Annotated in this window: 16 protein-coding genes; 13 read left to right on the top strand and 3 right to left on the bottom strand. The window is 58.9% G+C overall.

Features of this window, described 5'->3' with window-relative positions; genetic code table 11:
• The first annotated feature begins 15 nt into the window (after positions 1 to 15).
• From HMPREF2743_RS08040 to HMPREF2743_RS08015, 6 genes are all read left to right on the top strand, one after another.
• Positions 16 to 1,464 carry a flavin-containing monooxygenase gene (locus HMPREF2743_RS08040; protein ID WP_070818549.1) on the top strand — a complete coding sequence of 483 codons (1,449 nt, stop codon included), beginning with the start codon at positions 16 to 18 and terminating at the stop codon, positions 1,462 to 1,464.
• Between the two features lie 13 nt (positions 1,465 to 1,477).
• Positions 1,478 to 2,458 carry an alpha/beta hydrolase gene (locus HMPREF2743_RS08035; protein WP_070743846.1) on the top strand — a complete coding sequence of 327 codons (981 nt, stop codon included), beginning with the start codon at positions 1,478 to 1,480 and terminating at the stop codon, positions 2,456 to 2,458.
• Positions 2,459 to 2,556: 98 nt separating this feature from the next.
• Positions 2,557 to 3,867, top strand: coding sequence for a YkvI family membrane protein (locus tag HMPREF2743_RS08030; protein ID WP_070818548.1), 1,311 nt, complete (start codon positions 2,557 to 2,559; stop codon positions 3,865 to 3,867).
• Between the two features lie 18 nt (positions 3,868 to 3,885).
• Entirely contained in the window at positions 3,886 to 5,604 is a 1,719-nt protein-coding gene (locus HMPREF2743_RS08025; RefSeq protein ID WP_070818547.1) for a helix-turn-helix domain-containing protein, read from the top strand.
• A gap of 118 nt (positions 5,605 to 5,722) precedes the next feature.
• Positions 5,723 to 6,841 (top strand): alcohol dehydrogenase catalytic domain-containing protein, encoded by a 1,119-nt coding sequence (locus HMPREF2743_RS08020; protein ID WP_070526346.1) that lies wholly within the window; start codon positions 5,723 to 5,725, stop codon positions 6,839 to 6,841.
• A 101-nt stretch (positions 6,842 to 6,942) separates the two neighbouring features.
• Positions 6,943 to 8,475 (top strand): permease family protein, encoded by a 1,533-nt coding sequence (locus HMPREF2743_RS08015; protein ID WP_070743836.1) that lies wholly within the window; start codon positions 6,943 to 6,945, stop codon positions 8,473 to 8,475.
• A 107-nt stretch (positions 8,476 to 8,582) separates the two neighbouring features.
• Here the strand turns inward: HMPREF2743_RS08015 and HMPREF2743_RS08010 are convergent, their stop codons facing one another.
• A complete protein-coding gene (locus HMPREF2743_RS08010) occupies positions 8,583 to 9,257 on the bottom strand; it encodes a TetR/AcrR family transcriptional regulator (protein WP_083321619.1) in 675 nt (224 codons plus the stop codon).
• A 144-nt stretch (positions 9,258 to 9,401) separates the two neighbouring features.
• Between HMPREF2743_RS08010 and HMPREF2743_RS08005 the strand changes: the two genes are divergently transcribed.
• The 4 genes from HMPREF2743_RS08005 to HMPREF2743_RS07995 are packed head-to-tail and all read left to right on the top strand — an operon-like array spanning position 9,402 to position 14,713.
• Positions 9,402 to 10,910 carry a flavin monoamine oxidase family protein gene (locus HMPREF2743_RS08005; RefSeq protein ID WP_070526353.1) on the top strand — a complete coding sequence of 503 codons (1,509 nt, stop codon included), beginning with the start codon at positions 9,402 to 9,404 and terminating at the stop codon, positions 10,908 to 10,910.
• A 13-nt stretch (positions 10,911 to 10,923) separates the two neighbouring features.
• Complete coding sequence (locus tag HMPREF2743_RS12490) at positions 10,924 to 11,814, top strand: universal stress protein (protein ID WP_083298976.1); 891 nt, start codon at positions 10,924 to 10,926, stop codon at positions 11,812 to 11,814.
• The gene (locus HMPREF2743_RS08000) at positions 11,811 to 13,331 is read left to right on the top strand and encodes an APC family permease (protein ID WP_070526356.1); all 1,521 of its coding nucleotides are present in this window, start codon (positions 11,811 to 11,813) and stop codon (positions 13,329 to 13,331) included. The genes HMPREF2743_RS12490 and HMPREF2743_RS08000 overlap by 4 nt, the downstream gene beginning before the upstream one ends.
• 8 nt (positions 13,332 to 13,339) lie before the next feature.
• A complete protein-coding gene (locus HMPREF2743_RS07995) occupies positions 13,340 to 14,713 on the top strand; it encodes an NAD-dependent succinate-semialdehyde dehydrogenase (protein WP_070526360.1) in 1,374 nt (457 codons plus the stop codon).
• A gap of 48 nt (positions 14,714 to 14,761) precedes the next feature.
• Here HMPREF2743_RS07995 and HMPREF2743_RS07990 read toward each other — a convergent pair whose 3' ends face one another.
• Positions 14,762 to 15,943 carry an acyl-CoA dehydrogenase family protein gene (locus HMPREF2743_RS07990; RefSeq protein ID WP_070818546.1) on the bottom strand — a complete coding sequence of 394 codons (1,182 nt, stop codon included), beginning with the start codon at positions 15,941 to 15,943 and terminating at the stop codon, positions 14,762 to 14,764.
• 87 nt (positions 15,944 to 16,030) lie between these two features.
• Between HMPREF2743_RS07990 and HMPREF2743_RS07985 the strand changes: the two genes are divergently transcribed.
• The 3 genes from HMPREF2743_RS07985 to HMPREF2743_RS07975 all read left to right on the top strand — a co-directional run bounded on the left by HMPREF2743_RS07985 (position 16,031) and on the right by HMPREF2743_RS07975 (position 18,292).
• A complete protein-coding gene (locus tag HMPREF2743_RS07985; RefSeq protein ID WP_010189254.1) occupies positions 16,031 to 16,441 on the top strand; it encodes an acyl-CoA thioesterase in 411 nt (136 codons plus the stop codon).
• A 75-nt stretch (positions 16,442 to 16,516) separates the two neighbouring features.
• Positions 16,517 to 17,488, top strand: coding sequence for an NAD(P)H-dependent flavin oxidoreductase (locus HMPREF2743_RS07980; RefSeq protein WP_070526367.1), 972 nt, complete (start codon positions 16,517 to 16,519; stop codon positions 17,486 to 17,488).
• Positions 17,489 to 17,491: 3 nt separating this feature from the next.
• A complete protein-coding gene (locus tag HMPREF2743_RS07975; RefSeq protein WP_070818545.1) occupies positions 17,492 to 18,292 on the top strand; it encodes an enoyl-CoA hydratase-related protein in 801 nt (266 codons plus the stop codon).
• A 281-nt stretch (positions 18,293 to 18,573) separates the two neighbouring features.
• Here HMPREF2743_RS07975 and HMPREF2743_RS07970 read toward each other — a convergent pair.
• A partial coding sequence (locus tag HMPREF2743_RS07970) for an IS1249 family transposase (RefSeq protein WP_070818544.1) occupies positions 18,574 to 19,497 on the bottom strand: 924 nt, incomplete at its 5' end.

Raw genomic sequence — 19,497 nt, 5'->3', positions numbered from 1 at the left:
AGGAGACACACCACTATGAAGATCTACGATTGCATCATCCTCGGCACCGGCTACGGCGGACTGGGCATGGGCGCCCAGCTGGTCCGCGACGAGCAGAAGGACTTCCTCATCCTCGAGGCAGCCGACGAGGTCGGCGGCGTCTGGCGCGACAACACCTACCCGGGCGCTGCCTGCGATACCCAAGCTCTGATCTACTGCTACTCCTACTTCCTCAACCTCGGCGTCTCCCGCATGTTCGCCGGCCAGGACGAGATGCAGGGCTATCTCAAGGCTCTCGCCGAGGAGTTCAACCTCTACGATCACATCAAGTTCAACCACCGCATCACCAACGCCGAGTGGAAGGAAGACCTCAAGGCGTGGGAGATCGAGGCCAACGGTGAGACCTACTACGGCCGCGTCTTTGTTGGTGCGTGGGGCCAGCTCTCCAAGCCGAAGATCCCGAACTTCCCGAACCGTGAGGCTTTCCAGGGCGTGCAGTTCCACTCCGCTGAGTGGAACCACGACGTTGACCTGGCCGGCAAGAAGGTCGCCGTCATCGGTAACGCGGCTTCCGCCGTTCAGCTGGTTCCGGAGGTAGCAAAGGAGGCGGAGAAACTCTCCGTGTTCCAGCGCTCCGCTAACTACATCCTGCCGCGCAACCAGGTCATCTTCACCGAGGAGGAGACCAAGGAATTCCAGGAGAACCCGGATTCCTACCGCGCCATCCGCCAGGAGATCCACGAGGTCCGCGAGGAGGGCTTCGACCGCACCCGCAAGGGCACCGATTCCGCTGCCGAGGGTGTCGAGCAGGCCATGGAGCACCTGCGCTCCCAGGTCAACGACCCGGAGCTGGTGGAAAAGCTCACCCCGACCTTCGCCTTCGGTTGCAAGCGCATCCTGCGCTCCGATGATTTCTACCCCACCTTCAACCGTGACAACGTAGAGCTCATCACCGCTGGCATCGAGAAGTTCACCGAGACCGGCATCCGCACCGAGGACGGCGTCGAGCACGACTTCGACGTGGTCATCTACGCCACCGGCTTCCACTCCCAGGAATTCCAGGGCGACCTGCCGATTGCTGGCCGCGATGGCGTCGACCTGCGCGAGCGCTGGGGCAACTCCCCGGAGGCTTACCTGGGCATGACCGTGGATGGCTTCCCGAACTTCTTCATGCTCTACGGCCCGAACACCAACCTCAACCACCACTCCGTGGTGGCCATGCTCGAGGCGCAGGACCGCTACATCTCCCAGGCAGTTGCCTACCTGCGCGAGAACCCGGAGGCGGCCCTCGACGTGAAGAAGAACGTCATCGACGAGTTCAACACCCGTATCCAGAAGGAACTCGAGGCATCTGCGTTCTCCGCTGACTGCTCCTCCTGGTACAAGAACGAGGAAGGCCGCGTCATCAACAACTGGTCCGGCAACGTCGCCGAGTACTACGAGCTCACCGACAAGCTCGAGCTCAACGACTACGAGCTGGTCTAGGAGGTAGTTCACAATGCACACTCTGCACGACGAATTTTCCGGGCGCCCCGTCGCTGAGGATGCGTGGAAGGCGCTGAAACCTTTCCGCGATGGTGGGGCAAAGTCCTTCCATAACTTCCCCATCCCGCAGGTGCGTGAGAACTACGTAGCCTCGGCCCACGCCAACCCGCTCCACGAAGAGAAGGAACCCGCGACCACGGATTTCCAGGTCGACCAGTTTCAGGTTCGCCTCTACGACCCCCGCCCGGAGGCGGAGCGCGGCCAGGAGACTCCCGCAGTGCTCTACATGCACGGCGGTGGCTGGCTTATGGGCAACCTGGAGACCCACCACTCTTCGGTACGCCGTATCGCGGTGTTGACTGGCCTCCCGGTCGTTGCTGTGGACTATCGCCTGGCCCCGGAGCACACCTACCCGGCAGCTATCGACGATTGCCGCGCCGCCTACCGCTGGCTGTCCGACTCCTCGGCTGAGCATGGCCTGACCGTGACCTCCATCGCGGTGGCTGGTGACTCGGCCGGCGGCCAGCTCGCAGCCACCCTGGCGAACGAGTTTGTGGGCGAGGAGAACGCTGCCAACCTCAGCTCCCAGATCCTGCTTTACCCGATCACGGATTGCTCTCGCGAGCGAACTGAGAACGGTGCCTCCTACAAGCGCCTGGAAGAGGGCTTCCCGCTGGCATCGGACACCATGCGCTGGTTCATCGATACCTTCGTCACGGAGGAATCGCAGCGTACGGCCACGGATCTCTCCCCACTGTTGCTGGAAGAGCTCCCGGAGGGTCTGCCCCCGTCACTCGTCATCACGGTGGATAACGATCCGCTGGCAGACGAGGGCATCGAGTATGCCGGCAAGCTGGCCAAGGCTGGCGTCGACGTCACGCACAAGCACCTCGTGGGCTACCATCACGGGCTGTTCACCTCCGCCGCGGTAATTGACCGCGGTGAGGAAGAGCTCGCAGTCGTCGCCGAGTTCATCAAGGCGGTAGCAAACTAAAAGCTTCCGCTCCATCACGCACGGGGCAGGCACCTTCCCAGGCCGCCTGCCCCATTTGCATAAGTAGCTATTTCTATCCACCTAAAGTTAGGTTCACCATGCTTAAACGCTCATTCGGCATCGCGATGGCCTTCATCGGCGTGCTCGCGGGTGCCTCTTTTGCTTCCGGCCGCGAGGCCCTCCAATACTTCGTTGCTTTCGGCAACATGGGCATCGTCGGTGCCATCGTAACGGCACTGGCCATGACCATCTCCGGTATCACCATTCTCCAACTAGGCTCCTATCACCGCGCCAAGGAGCACACCTCCGTCTTCAACGCGGTGTCCACCCCCATCGTGTCGAAGGTCCTCGACTTCGCCACGCTGACCTGTCTGTTCTGCATTGGCTTCGCCATGTTCGCCGGCGCCGGCGCCAACCTCAACCAGCAGTGGGGCTGGCCGGTGTGGATCGGCGCGGTCCTCATGCTCGTGCTCACGCTGCTAACCGGCCTACTCGATGTGGACAAGGTAACCATCGCCATTGGCGCTATCACCCCGTTCATCATCATTCTGCTGACCATCGGCACAGTCTACACCGTGCTCACCTCCAACCCAGATTGGTCGCATCTTAACGAGCAGGCACAGCAGCTTCCGACGACGCTACCGAACTGGTGGGTCTCTGCCATCAACAACCTGGGCCTGAACGTCATCGTGGTGGTCTCCATGATGATCGTCATCGGCGGCAACTTCCTCGATGCCAAGGAGGTGGGCTACGGCGGCATTCTCGGCGGCGCATGCTTCCTCTTCCTGCTGGCGGTCCTGGTCGGGGGACTCTACGTCTCCGTGGGCCCGATCACCGAGGCTGAAATGCCAACGCTGGCCATGATTGAGCAGATTCACCCGGTGCTCGGTATCGCCATGTCCGTCGCCATCTACGGCATGATTTATAACACCGCGATTGGTATGTTCTATGCCTTTGCCAAGCGCCTCACCCGCGGCAAGCCGCAGAACTTCTACAAGGTTTATGTCATCTCCGTGCTCATCGGCTTCGTGCTTTCCTTCATCGGCTTCTCCAACCTCATCGGCTGGGTCTACCCGATTCTGGGATACATGGGCATTGCCATCATGTTCATCATCGGCTTCGCATGGTTGAAGAACCGCAAGGACCTGCAATCTGAGGCCGACCTGCGCCGCCGCGCGCGTGAGCTACTCAAGAAGCGCTTTGAGAATGACAACCACCTCTCCGATGAGGAGGCTCGTGAGCTGGTGGCCATCGCTCGCAACTCCTCCATCCCGGAATCTGACTTCATCAAGGAGATCATGACGGAAGTTGATTCCGCGGATCTCCCGGAGGACATGCAGATCGGTGACGGCAAGCTCCACGCGCTCATTACCGGCAAGCCCATCCCGCGCACCAAGAAGAAGGTCTGATCCTAATAAACTGTAGGTATGTCTCTCCTCGGCCCCGTACTCTCCCACCTCGCCAGCGGCACCCGTGTCCCCGACGAGTTGCGAGAGCAACTGGCGGCCGAGGAGCTTGGCGCGCTTCGGGCCATCGAGGAAACCATGCGCGCCAACCACACGTGGCGGGTGATGTCGACCAAACTGCTCGACGTCTCCCAGATGCTCAACTCCGGCCGCGAATCCACCGATATTTTCCGTGCCATCGTGCGCCACGCGCGCTCCACCATCGGCACCGACGTGGGCTATCTCAGCCTCAACGATGAGGACACCGGCTTTACCAAGGTGCTGGCCACCAGTGGTGTCGTCACGGAGGAATTCCGCACCATCAACATGCCGATGGGCTCCGGAGTCCTCGGCATCGTGGCCGCCACCAACCGCCCAGCGTGGACCTATGACCATTCCGCAGATCCCAACGTTACGCACGTGGATTACGTGGACCGCGCGGTAGAAGCCGAAGGAATCCGCGGAATCCTCGGTGCCCCGATCCGCATCGCCGGGCGCACCATCGGCGCGCTGCTCGTGGGCGACCGCCACCCCCGCCACTACACGCACGAAGAAATCGCGGCCCTCGAGGTACTCGGCTCTATTACCTCCGTGGCGCTGGAGAATGCGCAAGTCATCGAGAGCCAAGGCGAATCCGTGGCCGAATTGACCCGCTCCCAGATTGCGCTCAGCCGCCATGTCGAAGAACTGCAGTGGCTCAATGAGGTCAACACGCAGCTGCTCCACGTGCTGATGAATAACGCGAGTTTTGAGGAACTCGAACGCGTGTTGGCTGATAGCCTCGATGCACCGGTGTCCCTATGGACCACGGAAGGTGCCCCGAACACTCCCCCAACCAGTACCTTCCCCGTGGAGTTCAACGGGCGGGCCTTAGGCACGATTGGCGTGGACAAAGAGCTCAGCGATGCCGAACTGCGCGTCATCAGCCACGCCTCCGCTGCCTTTACTGCGATTGCTCTTTTTGCCGAAGCGCTTGTCGACGCCACCGCGCGCAAAGTCGATGACCTCGTCTACGCCGTCGCTCTGGGTAATGCTGGGCGCGAGGAGATCGCTCGTCTGCGCCACCTAACGGGAATCAGCCTGAATTCTTCGGTACAGCTCTATTTCGTCGGCTTACACTCGGCAAAGAGTTTGCCGACTCGCCCGCAACTAGAGCACCTTCTGCCGGGAAATGCCGCTATCACACACCACGACCAGCACGTGTGCGTGCTGTACCAGCCGGATCGAGCAATTGATAAGGCACTTGCCCCGCTGCTGTCTGAGTTTTCTGACTTGACGGTTTCTGCCATCGGCTTCGACGGGCTGGATTCGGCACGCAGCGCCCACGATTCCGCTATGGCCTACTTGGAGTCAGCTTTAGCGCTCGGCGTACAAGGCCGCTTAGTCACCGAAGATACCTTGGGCACCGTCGGCCTCATCTTGGGCGCGGACCCGCAGGCGTTGAGCGCGCTGTCCACGCGCACGATCGGCCCGTTGGTGCGTTATGACGCAGAGCATTCCACGGAGCTGACCGATACCGCGCACCACTACTTGCTCTCCGGCCACAGCATCCCGCAAACAGCTCGCGCCATGTTTATCCACCCCAATACGGTGCGCCAGCGACTCGACCGGATCGCTGAGCTCATGGGAGATGAGTGGGCCGTGGGCCAGCGCGGGCTCGATGTCTTCGTAGCGTTGCGCGCCCACGCGCTGAGTAGGTAGAGAATTCCCCACCCATACAACTATTGGGTGTAGGTTTTCCCACACCATTCCCGCCCTCCCCGACGTGACGTGGCGTACATTGCGATGCATTAACCCCATCCGATGTCTGGAGGTATCAATGTCTGACACGATTACCATTCGCGGCGCCGTCCTGGAGCGCTCCGGCGATGAGCGCCCTTACGCCGACTCTCAGCCCATCACCGTGAGCGAGCTCGAGCTCACCGCCCCCGGCGAGGGCGAGATTCTGGTCAAGATCACCGCCGCTGGCCTCTGCCACTCCGACCTCTCCGTGGTCAACAACAACCGCCCGCGCCCGCTGCCGATGCTGCTGGGCCACGAGTCCGCCGGCATCGTCGAGGAAATTGGCCCGGGCGTTACCAACGTCAAGGTTGGCGACCACGTAGTCATGACCTTCCTCCCGCGCTGCGGCGAGTGCGCCGGCTGCAAGACCGACGGCAAGATGCCCTGTGAGGTCGGCTCCAAGACCAACAACGAGGGCACCCTCATTCGCGGCACCCGCCACCTCACCCGCAACGGTGAGATGGTCCAGCACCACCTCGGCGTTTCCGGCTTCGCTACCCACGCCGTGGTCTCCGAGCTCTCCGTCGTACCGGTGGGCTCCGATGTCCCGGCGGACATCGCCGCTATCCTCGGCTGCGCCATCCTCACCGGTGGCGGCGCCGTGCTCAACGAGATCGACCCGAAGCCGGAGGACAGCATCGCTGTCGTCGGCCTCGGCGGCGTGGGCATGGCTGCGATCATCACCGCCGCTGCGCTCGGCGTGAAGGAGATCGTGGGCATCGACATGCAGAAGGACAAGTGCGAGAAGGCGCTCGAAATCGGCGCCACCTCCGCCATGACCCCGCAGGAAGCTGAGGAGTCCGGCAAGAAATTCACCGCCGTCGTGGAGGCCGCCGGCCACCCGAAGGCCCTGGAAACCGCATACAAGGTCACCGCACCGGGCGGCCTGACCGTTACCGTTGGCCTGCCAGCACCGGGCTCCACCATCACCATCGACCCGCTCGTGATGACCGGTGAGGCACGCCGCGTGCACGGCTGCTACTTGGGTTCCTCCGTTCCGTCGAAGGACATTCCGAAGTACGAGCAGCTGTGGCGTGAGGGCAAGCTCAACGCCGAGGCCCTGATCTCCGATCACATCAAGCTCGAGGACATCAACGCCGCCATGGACCGTCTGTCTGACGGTGCGGCCCTGCGCCAGATCATCGAATTCGACTAAACGGAGTTCAGCTAAACCTCAACCACTTCACCTTTCCTCACCAAGCCCTGCGTGGTTCGCGCCCGTAGGGCTTGGTCCCTTTTCTTTGAAAGGAGGCCGTCATGGCCGAAACCACTGAAGCCACCGAACCCGAAGATCAGGGCATCGGTCAAGCTTCGCCCCACTGGAAGATGGGGCCCTTTGATGTCCGTTTGCCATTCGTGCACTACCGCATGGAATGGCCGGACTTCGCCCAAGGCTTGTTCATGTGCGTGGTCGACCTGGGCGCTATCCCCCTGATGACCGAGGCCCTCGGCATGCCCTACGAAGCGGCACTGGCCGTCGTTATGCTCAACGGCCTTCTCTACCTGACCCACCACCTCTTGGGTGACCCGGTTGTCCCGGGCTGGATTACCCCGGCCATTCCGCTGCTGACGGTCTACATCCAAACCTTCCCGGAGGGTGAAGAGCGTATCTGGGCCCTGATCAGCTTCCAGCTGATGCTGGGCATATTCTCACTAACGCTGGGCATAACGGGATGGGCGTCAAAGGTCGTTCGCCTCATCCCCTCGGGCTTGCGCTCCGGCATCGTTCTCGGTGCCGGTATTGCCGCCATCATCTCGGTGTTTAAGGAGGATGGACGTTTCCACTCCTTCCCCATCACCATCACCATCGCGGTAGCCGTAGCTTTCTTCCTCATGTATTCACGAGGTTTCCAAGCCCTACGACAGAAGGCCGCCGGTTGGCGCTTCCTGGCTTCGCTAGGCATCCTGCCTGCCATCTTCGTCGCGGTCTTTGTCGCACCGCTGGCGGGCGAGGCTCCCTGGCCGGACGTGGAGTGGGGCTTTTCAAAACCTGACTTCATGACCTTGTGGTCTGAGTACACCGTCTTCGGTGTCGGTCTTCCGCCGGCGCACATGTTCCTCACCGCTATCCCCACGGTGTTGGCTGCGTACATCGTTGTTTTCGGTGACGTCCTGCAGGCTAACGCCGTTCTCAAGGAAGCCGACCACGTCCGCACGGACGAGGCCGTGGTCTACAGCCCATCGCGCGCGCACCTGCTCTTCGGCGGCCGCAACATGCTGATGTCCATCATCGGCCCGGACATCGCCATGTGTGGCCCGCTGTGGGCGGCGATGCACGTGGTCATCGTTGAACGCTACAAGCAGGGCAAGCGCGCCATGCGCACCATCTTTGGCGGCGCGGGCTCTTTCCGTTGGGGTACTAACACAGGCCTCCTCCTGCTGCCGATTACCTCCTTCGTGGAGCCCATCCTGCCGGTGGGCTTGGCACTGACGCTCATCATTCAGGGCTTCGTGTCTGTGCGCGTGGGCATCATGGAGGCCAAGAACCAGAAGGATCTGGGTATCGCAGGCGTTACCGCCGGCGTGCTGGCCACCCAGGGTGCCGCATGGGGATTCGCCGCCGGCATCATCATGGTTCTGGTCATCTACGGCAAGGACATGTTCAAGGACGAACGCGACGGCACCATCCGCAACTTCGATGAAATCGATCCGGAAGAAGGCTTCGCCGATGCCCAGGCGGACTTCACCGAGCTCGCTGAGCTCAACGATCTGGACGCTGACGGACGCCCGATCGATCCGAACGCCTCGAAGCTGAAGGACACGGACTTTAAAAAGCCGAGAAAGGCCTAAGCCTAGGTAGTTTTGAGCACCTACATTTGCCCTCCCCGGATATACGAAGTACCGGGGAGGGCTACGTGATCGTTGACACGATTGCATTGATCAAGGCGCCACGGCGTCTATAGGAGCGTTTTTATAAGCGCTTCCAGCCCCGCCTCAAAGGACTTGTCCGCACGAAGTCTAGCTTGTTCTTTTTCGTCAGATGATTGTTCTCTAAACTGCGCCAAGTAAATCGAATTCATCTTATTCAAAGCACTATCCTCGGGTCCCGGTGAGGCAAAAATATCCAAGGGCGCATGGACGTCATAGGCAGAGCCAAAAACCAATGCCTCAATTGCAACCAATCTCGTAATGACATCCCGCTCGGGTACTCCGGCAAGTGAAATCACTTGAACTAGCGCTTCGTACATCGCAATCGTTTGTGGCGATCCATAAAGAGGAAGCTGGGTAATAACGCGAATTAGAGGGATGTTGGCAGCCAGGATGTCACGATAAGACCATGCCCATTTTCGAAGCGCATCCACTGCCGAAATTTCGCCTGCAAGCGCACCTTGGAGCACTGAAGTATCAACTTTGGCAATGATGTCATCCTGCACCAACGCCAATAACTCTTCCTTATTTGAAATGTGATTGTAGAGCGCTGCTGTACTCACTTTCATAGATCTCGCCACCGCTGACATAGACAGAGCCTCAAGCCCTTTGCGCTCAACAATGCGCAATGCGGCTGACGCAATTTTCTGCCGGCTTACCAGCGCTTTAACCGGACGCCCTTTGGGGCGCGAAACTTTTTCCACTGTGATCCCTACAATTCTCTCCGCAAGTTTGTTACTGTAGTCACAGCGTTAAATTAAAGGGTTTAATTTAACGCCGGAGCACCGTCGTTCGTACGAAGGTTCCCTCCCCCGCATACCTACCGCACGCGAAGGAGAAACACTCCAATGGTCACGCAACCAAATGGTAATACCAGCGCTGAAGAGCGCACAGTTGATGTTGTAATCGTCGGCGCCGGCGCTTCGGGTCTCATGGCTGCCCGCACCCTAAAGAAGGCAGGCAAGTCAGTCTGCGTTCTCGAAGCGCGCAATCGTGTCGGCGGCCGAACATGGAGCGGCAAGGTGCTAGATGCCCAGGGCGCCGAGCACTTCATCGAAATCGGCGGTCAGTGGATCTCGCCCGATCAAACACGACTGACAGAGCTTGTTGAAGAGCTTGGTCTCGAAACCTTCGACCGCTACCGCGAAGGAAAGTCGGTTTATGTTTCCCCGGATGGCACGCGACACGAGTTCGAAGGAGATACGTTCCCGACTTCAAAGGAAACTGCTGCCGAAATGGATCGGCTGATTAGTAAGCTCAATCAGCTAGCCGAGGAAGTCGACGCGGATGCCCCTTGGGAGCACCCACGCGCAGAGGAACTAGACAGCCAATCGTTCCGCGACTGGCTGGAGAGCCTTTCCGACGATTCCGAAGCAATCGACAACATCTCCCTTTATATTTCTTCAGGGATGCTCACCAAGCCTTCTCGGACTTTTTCCGTGCTCCAAGCAGCCCTCATGGCTTCATCGGCCGGCTCATTCGACAACCTTGTTGATGAAGACTTTTTGCTTGACAAGCGTGTCGTTGGCGGCATGCAGTCCGTCTCCATAACGATGGCTGAGGAACTCGGCGACGACGTCATCTTGAGCTCACCTGTACGCACTCTCGAGTGGGCTACGCCGGATCCCGCTACGGCGGATGCCCCCAATAATGTAGAAGCGGATGTCCGCAACGGTGTAGCCAACAACGGCGGCCCTGGCACCGTAACCGCTTACTCGGACCGAGCAATTGTCCATGCTCAATACGCAATCCTTGCGGTTCCGCCCAACCTCTACAATCGCATTTCCTATGTGCCACCGCTACCACGCGAGCAGCATGTTGCCCACCAGCACATTTCCATGGGCTTAGTCATTAAAGTTCATGCTGTCTATGAAACCCCCTTCTGGCGCGAGGAGGGATTGTCCGGTACTGCATTCGGTGGCGATCGACTCGTTGCTGAAATCTATGACAACACAAATTACGGAAAGAACTTTGCGGGCGGGGAGGAAGGAAAGGAAGATACCTTCGGCACATTAGTCGGCTTCGTCTCCGATGTTTACGCCGAGGAGATGTGGGCGCTCACCGCCGAAGAACGCAAGGAGCGAATCCTCGATGCAATGTCCATTTACCTTGGTGACAAGGTAAAGAATCCCATCGCATTCTTCCTCTCCGATATGGCGGCTGAAGAGTGGACTCGCGGAGCTTACGCAACATCTTATGACTTGGGCGGATTATCGCGATGGGGCCATCTCCAAAACCAACCAGTCGGTCCGATCTATTACTCTTCCTCTGACATCGCTGGTGCAGGTTACCAGCACGTCGACGGCGCAGTACGTATCGGCGAAACCGTTGCGCAGCAGATCATTGGGCAGGGATAAGCGGTGACTGTCAATGAATCCACTCACCGACTTTCCACGCCGCAAAGCTAGCGGCTCCTTGCTCGTCGCCTATATCGATACTAGTGATGGCCACGATGCACTCCACTTGGGAATCGCTCTCGCACGCAAGCGCCAAGTCACCCTAAAACTAGTCTCTGTTGTTCCACCAATTACCCCTCAAGGGTTTGGCGTGCAGACTCAGGACCCTGGCTACAACGCAATCGTGCGAAAGCAAACCCAACAGCGCCTCACCGACGCAGTAGAGAGTCTTCCCTCTGATATCTCTGCGACGTGTCACATTGTGGAGGGAACCGATCCCGCGCTCGCCTTGAATGACGCCGCGCAAGAACTTGAATGCGATCTAATTATCGTCGGAGCACGCTCAGGCGGACTCTTGAACCGATTCCGCATCGGTACAGTGTCCAGTTCCTTGCTCTACACAGCGCAAGTCCCAGTCGCGCTAGCTCCCCAAGGTTATTCATATCCCGGACCAATAACGTGCGTTTCTGCACTTGTCGGCCCGCGACAAGGACGATCAGATGTCGCTGCTATCGGGCTCGACCGCGCATACCGCCGAGAGGTCCCGCTGCGCATCATTACTCTGAAGATTTCTGGAGAAGATTCCGGGGTCACTTTCGAGCAGCAGCTTTCCGAAGCAATCGAGGACGCGGTTTCCAAAGGCCGGGCGTCGCGCATCACCACATCGGGAGCAAGTGTCCAGTCAGCGCTACAAAACCTTAGCTGGGAAGAAGGCGAAGTAGCAGTTCTTGGATCAGCACGGATTGCCAGTGAAGGTCGGCTCTTCCTTGGCGCTACCGCTCATCGAATCCTCAGGCATGTTCCGGTTCCATCCATTGTTGTCCCTTCGGGCTACATGACGCTGAAAGGAGGTGAACGCTCATGAGCGAACAACCAGTAGTTTCTGACAAAGGCCTGGCAGTTGGCAAAGTCGGTTTGCTCGGCGCAGTTGTCATTGGCATCAGCTGCTTAGCACCAACCTACACCCTAACTTCGGGAATTGGTCCTGCTATTTCGGCGGTGGGTGCCTTCGTTCCGGCCGTCCTCATTCTGGGCTTTATTCCCATGCTGCTTGTTGCTTTTGCCTACCGCGAGCTTAACAACCGTGCTCCTGATTCCGGTACCACCTTTACATGGGCAACAAAAGCTTTCGGCCCATGGGTCGGATGGATGGGCGGCTGGGGCCTTATCGCCGCTACGATTCTGGTCCTGTCGAATCTTGCCGCAGTAGCCGTCGACTTCTTTTACCTGCTCATCGCGCAGCTTGCAGGTAAGCCCGAACTTGCTGAACTCACGCGGAACCTCTGGGTGAATATTCCAACAACCCTTGTGTTCTTGATTGCTGCAGCTTGGGTTGCATATCGGGGTATGGATACAACGCAGAAGATGCAATACATCCTCGTCGCAATTCAAATCATCGCGATTCTCTCCTTCGACATTGCAGCTTTATGGCGCGCATACAACGGAGATGGTTTTGACTTCACCCCCATTCAATTCAGTTGGTTCAACCCATTTGAAATGAAGGATTTCTCGGTGGTCGCAGCCGGTATCTCGCTATCCATCTTCATGTTCTGGGGATGGGATGTCACCCTAACCATGAATGAAGAAACCAAGAACCCAGAAAAGACCCCTGGCCGAGCGGCTACCGTCGTGATCATCATCACGATCATCTTGTATGTTCTTACAGCGGTGGCTGTCATGGCGTGGGCAGGAATCGGCGAAACCGGATTAGGCGCTGGTAACCCTGATAATCAGGAATCCATTTTTGCCGTGCTTTCCTACCCAATTATGGGCCCGTTCGCCATCCTCATTTATATCTCGGTTCTAGCTAGCTCGTTTGCCTCCCTGCAGTCCACGCTTGTTAGTCCCGCCCGTACGATTCTTGCAATGAGCTACTACAAAGCTCTTCCCCCACAATTGGCGCGAATCAGCCCAAGGTTTCAAACTCCAACCGTCGCAACGATTGTCGCAACCGTCGTTTCGGGGACATTCTACGCCGTGACAAGGGTGCTCTCGGAGAATGCACTGTGGGACACAATTGCTGCTCTTGGTCTCATGATTTGCTTCTATTACGGAATCACGGCAGTAGCCTGTCTGTGGTATTTCCGAAAAGAGCTCTTCACTTCAGTGCGAAACTTCTTCTTCAAGTTCCTATTCCCACTGCTGGGCGGTGGCTTCTTGCTCATCATGTTTTTCATCACCGCCTATGACTCCATGGACCCGAGCTTTGGCTCTGGTTCTTCCCTCGGAGGCGTCGGAATCGTATTCATCTTAGGAGCCAGCATCCTAGTGCTTGGCCTGCTCCTCATGATGATTACCCGTTTACGCAATCCCGAATTCTTCACCGGCTCAGTCATTAGCCGTAGTGATTCCAGTTCAGATAACACCCCAACCTTTTCCTAGGAGGAAAAATGTCTCAGTACCGTGTCCAGAACCCAGCCAACAACGAAATCATTGAAACCTTCGATGCGCTAGATAATGCTGCCATCGAGCCAATCCTCGAAGCTTCGTCTGCGGCTTTCTCAGAGTGGTCTACAACGCCCGTCGCAAAGCGAGCAGAGATTGTGGCCAAGGCAGCCTCACTGTTCGAAGAACGCAAGGATGAGCTCGCCGCCATCATTGCTGAAGAGATGGGCAAGCCCCTGCCTGAAGGCGTCGAAGAAGCCGAGTTTTCATCTGCCATTATCCAGTACTATGCAGATAACGCGGAAAAATTCCTCGCTGATCAGGAAATCCCCACGGAGGCTGACGGTAAAGCATATATTCGCCGCCGTCCCTTCGGACCGCTGCTCGGCATCATGCCGTGGAACTTCCCGTACTACCAGGTAGCGCGATTTGCAGGCCCCAACCTTGTCGCTGGAAACACCATCATCCTTAAACACGCAGAGATTTGCCCGCGTTCTGCTCTGGCGATCGAAAAGATCTTTCTCGATGCCGGCGTTCCCGCAGGGGTTTATACCAATGTCTTTGCAACCCACGAGCAAATCTCCACCTTTATCGCCGACCCCCGCGTTCAGGGAGTTTCCCTTACCGGTTCCGAACGTGCTGGGGCTATCGTTGGCGCTCAAGCTGGCGAGAACCTCAAGAAAGCCGTACTCGAGCTTGGCGGTTCAGACCCGTATATCATCCTCGACACGGACAATGTAAAAGCTGCAGCTGAGCTCGCTTGGGGAACACGCATGTACAACACTGGCCAAGCCTGCAATTCAAACAAGCGGCTCATTGTTGCAGAAGACATTTATGACGAGTTTGTTCAAGAACTAGTCCATCTTGCGCAGCAAATGGAGCCGGGGCTGCCAGATGCTGCCGGCGGAACTGTGTATGCTCCGCTTTCTTCCCGTAGCGCCGCAGAGAATCTCAAAGACCAGCTCGACCGCGCTGTTTCAGCCGGCGGTCAATTGTTGGTTGGCGGAGAGCTTTCCGATGAGGGAGCCTACATCTCCCCGGCAGTAATCACAGGTATCCCCCGTGGCAGCGATTCCTACTATGAGGAGTTCTTTGGACCTGTAGCCACTGTCTACAAATTTAAGACCGATGAGGAAGCACTCGAGATAGCGAACGACAATGTTTTCGGCCTCGGAGCAGCGGTGTTCTCTCAAGACTCCAAGCGAGCCCAAGCTATTGCTGAACGCATCGATTCTGGAATGAGTAATGTCAACACCCCGACTGGTGAAGGTCCTGAACTGCCGTTTGGTGGCGTCAAGCGTTCAGGTTTCGGCCGCGAGCTTGGCTCACTCGGTATCGAAGAATTCATCAATAAGCAGATGTACTTCATCGCCAACTAGAAATAGTTAAGCCCGAAACCACTTGGAGGAGAGGTTTCGGGCTTAGTTCTAACTAAACGCCTGCTCCCCCGTCAGCACGCGCCCCAGAATCAGCGTGTGGATCTCATCCGTGCCCTCATAAGTGCGCACTGATTCTAGGTTGGCGGCGTGGCGCAACGGTGAGAAGTCCGCGGTGATACCGTTGCCGCCCAGGATGGTGCGTGCCTGGCGGCAAATCTCAATGGCGGTTCGGCAGTTGGCCAGCTTGCCCACCGAAATTTGGTAGGGCTCCAGCGTGCCCGCGTCTTTGGCGCGCCCCAGGTTGAGCGCCAGCAGCTGACCCTTGTTCAGCTCCACCGCCATATCCACCAGCTTTTGCTGGGTGAGCTGGAAGGACGCCAGCGAGCGGTCGAATTGCTTGCGCTCCTTGGCATACTCCAGTGCCACCTCCAAAGAATCGCGCGCAGCACCCAAGGCACCGAAGCTAATGCCGAAGCGCGCCTCGTTGAGACACATGAACGGTCCCTTAAGGCCAGGGTGCTTGGGCAGCAGGGCGTCGCCAGGCCCAGCCACACCTTCCAGTTCAATATCGCACTGGATAGAAGCGCGCATCGACAGCTTGCGGGTAATTGGCGTCGCTTTAAACCCCGGCGTGGAGGTCGGCACGATGAACCCGCGCACGCCCGCCTCCACGCCAGCCGTAGCGGCATCCTCCTCAGAAACCTTGGCCCAGATGATAGCCACCCCGGCCACGCTTGCCAGGCCAATCCAGCGCTTCGCACCATCCAGTACCCATTCGCCGGAGCGATAGCGGGCCATCGTCGCCATGCCCGCCGGGTCCGAGCCCGCGGTGGGCTCCGTCAGACCGAAGCAACCAATGATCTCGCCGGCGGCCATCTGGGGAAGCCACTGTTGCTTCTGCTCCTCCGAGCCGTGCTTATAAATCGCCGACATCGCTAGCGATCCCTGCACCGATACCACCGTGCGGATACCGGAGTCCCCCGCTTCCAGCTCCTGCATGGCTAGTCCGTATTCAACTGCGGAGCGCCCGGCGCAGCCATAGCCTTCTAAGTGCATTCCGAACAGACCAGCCTCCGCCAGCACCGGAAAGATAGACTCCGGCAGCACCGCGTCCTCGTACCACTGCCCCACATACGGCCGGATGTGTTCATCCACCAATGCGGTGACGCGGTTGCGAGTGGCTTTTTCTTCTTCGCTCAGCAGAGCATCGATTCCCAGAAGATCTGTCATGGCATTCTCCTCACGATTCGAGCAACGAACCACAATTCGTAGGTATAGTAATGTACATCACTCTACCCGCTCGCCCCAGGAGGAACAATGCGCGCGCCCGACAACGCTATCCCCATAACCCTCGCTTTGCGATGGTCCGACCAAGACGCGAACGCCCACGTCAATAACGCCACGGTGGTCACCCTCCTTGAGGAGGCGCGCGTTCGTGCAGCCGCCACTCTTACCGGCCCCGTCGCCACCGATTCCTATGCTCACGTGGTGCGTTCCCTCGAAGTCCAGTATGACGCCGAGCTCACCTACGCCGATTCCATCGAGGCTCGCGTGTGGATTTCCCGCATTGGAACCACCTCCTACCAAGTCGCCCACGAACTCATCCAGGACGGCACCTCGTGCGTGTTTGCCACGGCGACGCTGGTGCTTATCGACGTCTCCGCGCGCCGTCCCATTGCCCTGCCCGACGACCTCAGGGACCGCTTGCGAACCCATTTTTCCGAATAGCCATTCACCCGATCTAGCTCAAAACTCATTCAGCACTCCCACCTCGCTTTCCCACCACGAAGGAGCACAACTCTCATGATTTCCACCCGCGTTACCGAGATGCTCGGCATCACTCACCCCATCATCCAAGGCGGCATGCAGTGGGTCGGCCGCGCAGAGCTCGCCGCTGCTGTATCTAATGCCGGAGGCCTCGGTGTTATCACCGCGCTCACCCAGCCCACCCCGGAGGATTTGCGCCACGAGATTCGCCGCACCCGCGAGCTCACCGACAAGCCATTCGGCGTCAACCTCACCATGCTGCCGGCAATCACCCCACCACCCTATGCCGAGTACCGCGACGTCATCATTGAGGAAGGCGTGAAGATCGCAGAAACTGCTGGCAATAACCCTAAAGAGCACATGCCGGCTTTCAAGGATGCTGGCATCACCGTCATCCACAAGTGCACCTCGGTGCGCCACGCGCTCAGCGCGCAGAAGGTCGGCGTGGATATCGTCAGCATCGACGGCTTCGAATGCGCCGGCCACCCTGGCGAGGATGATATCCCGGGCCTCGTCCTCATCCCCGCCGCCGCGGATCAACTCGACATCCCCATCATCGCCTCGGGCGGCTTCGCGGATGGCAGAGGGCTCGCTGCCGCCCTGGCACTGGGCGCCGAAGGCATCAACATGGGCACCCGCTTCGTGGCCTCCACCGAGGCCCCGGTGCATGAGAACGTCAAGCAGACCATCGTGGAGCGCAGTGAGCTCGATACCCAGCTCATCCTCCGTGAGCTGCGCAATTCCACCCGCGTGGCCAAGAATGCCGTGAGCGATGAGGTGGCCGAGCGCCTCGCCCAAGGTGCAGAGTTCGGGGATATCCGCCACCTCGTCGCCGGTAAGCGCGGCCGTGCGGTCTACGAGACCGGTGACTTGGATGCGGGCGTATGGACCTGCGGCACCTCGCAGGGGCTTATCCACGATGTCGCTCCGTGTTCTGAGATCGTCTCTCGCATTTCCGCCGATGCCGCGCGCATCATTTCCTCTCTCACTGAGCTTGTTAAGGACTAATCCATGACCGACGCCATCCTCATCCACCGCGAAGGCTCCGCCCTCATTGCCCAGATCAACAACTCCGCTCGGCGCAACGCTATTGCCAAGGAACACTGCGAAGCGCTCTCCGCCGCGCTTGCCGACGCTTCCTCTGACCCCGCCATCCGCGCCCTCATCATCACCGGCGATGAAACCGCGTTCTGCGCCGGCGCGGACATCGTTGCGGCAGCGCAGGCAGCTGCCGCCGCGCAGGCTGCGGGCGAAGCGCCCAACCCTGCCGAGTCGACCATGCTGCCCCAGCTCAACGCGCTCGTCACCGAAATCCAGGCTGCTGAGATTCCCGTCATCGCTGCGGTCGAAGGCGCAGCCGCCGGTGCCGGTGCCTCGCTGGCCTTCGCTTGCGATCTCATCGTGGCTGCTGAAGAATCCTATTTCACGCTGCCCTTCGGCAAGATCGGCCTCATCCCGGACGGCGGCGTAAGCCTCACCGCGCTTGCCTCCGTGGGGCGCCACCGCGCGCTTGCTTTGGCGTTGCTGCAGGACAAACTCGGCGTCGCGGAAGCGGAGGCAGCTGGGATCGTCGCCAAGCGCGCGCCCCGGGGCCAGGCGCTGAAAACCGCGCTCAAGGTAGTAGAGCGCCTGCACATTGCGCCGCGCGATGCACTGGCCAAGGCCAAGGAGGCCATCAACCGCACGGCCCTCGCCCATCTCGAGGATCAGCTTTCATGGGAAGAGCCCACGCAGTACGCACAAATGAGCTCTGCCGGGCACAAGGAAGGCGTCATGGCCTTCCTGGAAAAGCGCCCCGCGCGCTTCGATTAGTAGAGGTTGCGACTAGCAGAAAACTGCCAGGAAGAGTTCATGGCGGTGCCAGCGTTAGCCCCCATACTCAGTGTTGTGCGTTTGAGAGAGCGCATGCGAGAGAGAGAACCCCTCACCCTCCAGAGGGCGGCCCGTGGCCGATAATTGGAGGGACTTGATAGAGACGCCGTTGGGCCCCTTATTCCGAGGAATCGGAAAGGGGCCCATCGGTGTTTTTGGGGTAAGGGTCAAAATGTGGCTTAAGGGTCAAAATGTGTGTCTGGTTCGGCGTGTCGCTGGGGCTAGATTTGTCCTTTTTGGATGCCGATTGAATGGGTGTAGTTGGTGTCGATAGCGTTGTCGTAGAGGGCTGGTCGTCCTGTTTCGTGGTCGGCTTGGTTCTCGTTGTGGGTCAGGGTTTGTACTTTGGCGAGTTGGTCCTGTCCCCAGTTGGATTGCCTGGCGATTTCTACGGGGTCGTCGGGCAGTTCAGTTTTTAGGTAGAGCCACCACTCCAGCATTCGGCGTTGGTGTTCTCCTCGTCGTCCGCGGTGTGTTCGTGCTAGTAGTTTCAGCTGGGAGTTGATTCCGCCTTCCAGGCTGTTGGTGGTGGCTTTGATCTGGTCAGTGTCAATGACTTCTTCGGGAGGGTTGAGGTAGACAAATAGCAGGTTGCTGCGCCAGAGGTGGTTGAGGCTGTTGTAGGCCTTGCGCACGTTGGCATGGGTCCAAGTGCGTGTCCAACGGCCTGTTTGGGGGTCTTTGACGAGGGTCTTCTCGTTTAACCAGGTGTGGTAGACCGTGGCGAATTCATGCAGTTGTGCGCCCCATTGGCTGGCTTGCTCGATAGTGCTAATGCGGGTGAGCTTAAGTGCTAGCCGGTAGATTGTGCGCCCGGCATCCGTGCGTGGGCGTGAGGTGGTGTAGCGGCGTACCACGCGTTGAGCATGTACCAGGCAGCGTTGGACGAGTGTGGTCGGCCAGCACTGTTTGATGGCACTGGCAGCTCCTTGGCCGCCGTCGATGACGGCGATTAAAGGTGCTGGAATGCGCTCTAGTAGCTGTTTATACGCACGGGTGGTTTCGCGTTTGCACCAGTGCCAGGCGATGACGTGGTCTAGGGTGGCGGCCACGATTAAACATCCGCTGGCAGTGTAGGTGCCGTCAATAAAGACTTGGTCATAGATTCGCCCGGTAGGGCCTGACCCCCGGAAAGTAGACACGTC

It is taken from the genome of Corynebacterium sp. HMSC036D02 (assembly GCF_001836165.1).
Classification (GTDB): Bacteria; Actinomycetota; Actinomycetes; order Mycobacteriales; family Mycobacteriaceae; genus Corynebacterium.
The sequence above is the reverse complement of the archived record's forward strand: the minus strand, read 5'-3'. Positions and strand labels throughout refer to the sequence as shown.

Coding starts and splice junctions, on each gene's coding strand:
- HMPREF2743_RS08040 (WP_070818549.1), top strand. CDS start 16: ATGAAGATCTACGATTGCATCATCCTCGGCACCGGCTACGGCGGACTG.
- HMPREF2743_RS08035 (WP_070743846.1), top strand. CDS start 1,478: ATGCACACTCTGCACGACGAATTTTCCGGGCGCCCCGTCGCTGAGGAT.
- HMPREF2743_RS08030 (WP_070818548.1), top strand. CDS start 2,557: ATGCTTAAACGCTCATTCGGCATCGCGATGGCCTTCATCGGCGTGCTC.
- HMPREF2743_RS08025 (WP_070818547.1), top strand. CDS start 3,886: ATGTCTCTCCTCGGCCCCGTACTCTCCCACCTCGCCAGCGGCACCCGT.
- HMPREF2743_RS08020 (WP_070526346.1), top strand. CDS start 5,723: ATGTCTGACACGATTACCATTCGCGGCGCCGTCCTGGAGCGCTCCGGC.
- HMPREF2743_RS08015 (WP_070743836.1), top strand. CDS start 6,943: ATGGCCGAAACCACTGAAGCCACCGAACCCGAAGATCAGGGCATCGGT.
- HMPREF2743_RS08005 (WP_070526353.1), top strand. CDS start 9,402: ATGGTCACGCAACCAAATGGTAATACCAGCGCTGAAGAGCGCACAGTT.
- HMPREF2743_RS12490 (WP_083298976.1), top strand. CDS start 10,924: ATGAATCCACTCACCGACTTTCCACGCCGCAAAGCTAGCGGCTCCTTG.
- HMPREF2743_RS08000 (WP_070526356.1), top strand. CDS start 11,811: ATGAGCGAACAACCAGTAGTTTCTGACAAAGGCCTGGCAGTTGGCAAA.
- HMPREF2743_RS07995 (WP_070526360.1), top strand. CDS start 13,340: ATGTCTCAGTACCGTGTCCAGAACCCAGCCAACAACGAAATCATTGAA.
- HMPREF2743_RS07990 (WP_070818546.1), bottom strand. CDS start 15,943: ATGACAGATCTTCTGGGAATCGATGCTCTGCTGAGCGAAGAAGAAAAA.
- HMPREF2743_RS07985 (WP_010189254.1), top strand. CDS start 16,031: ATGCGCGCGCCCGACAACGCTATCCCCATAACCCTCGCTTTGCGATGG.
- HMPREF2743_RS07980 (WP_070526367.1), top strand. CDS start 16,517: ATGATTTCCACCCGCGTTACCGAGATGCTCGGCATCACTCACCCCATC.
- HMPREF2743_RS07975 (WP_070818545.1), top strand. CDS start 17,492: ATGACCGACGCCATCCTCATCCACCGCGAAGGCTCCGCCCTCATTGCC.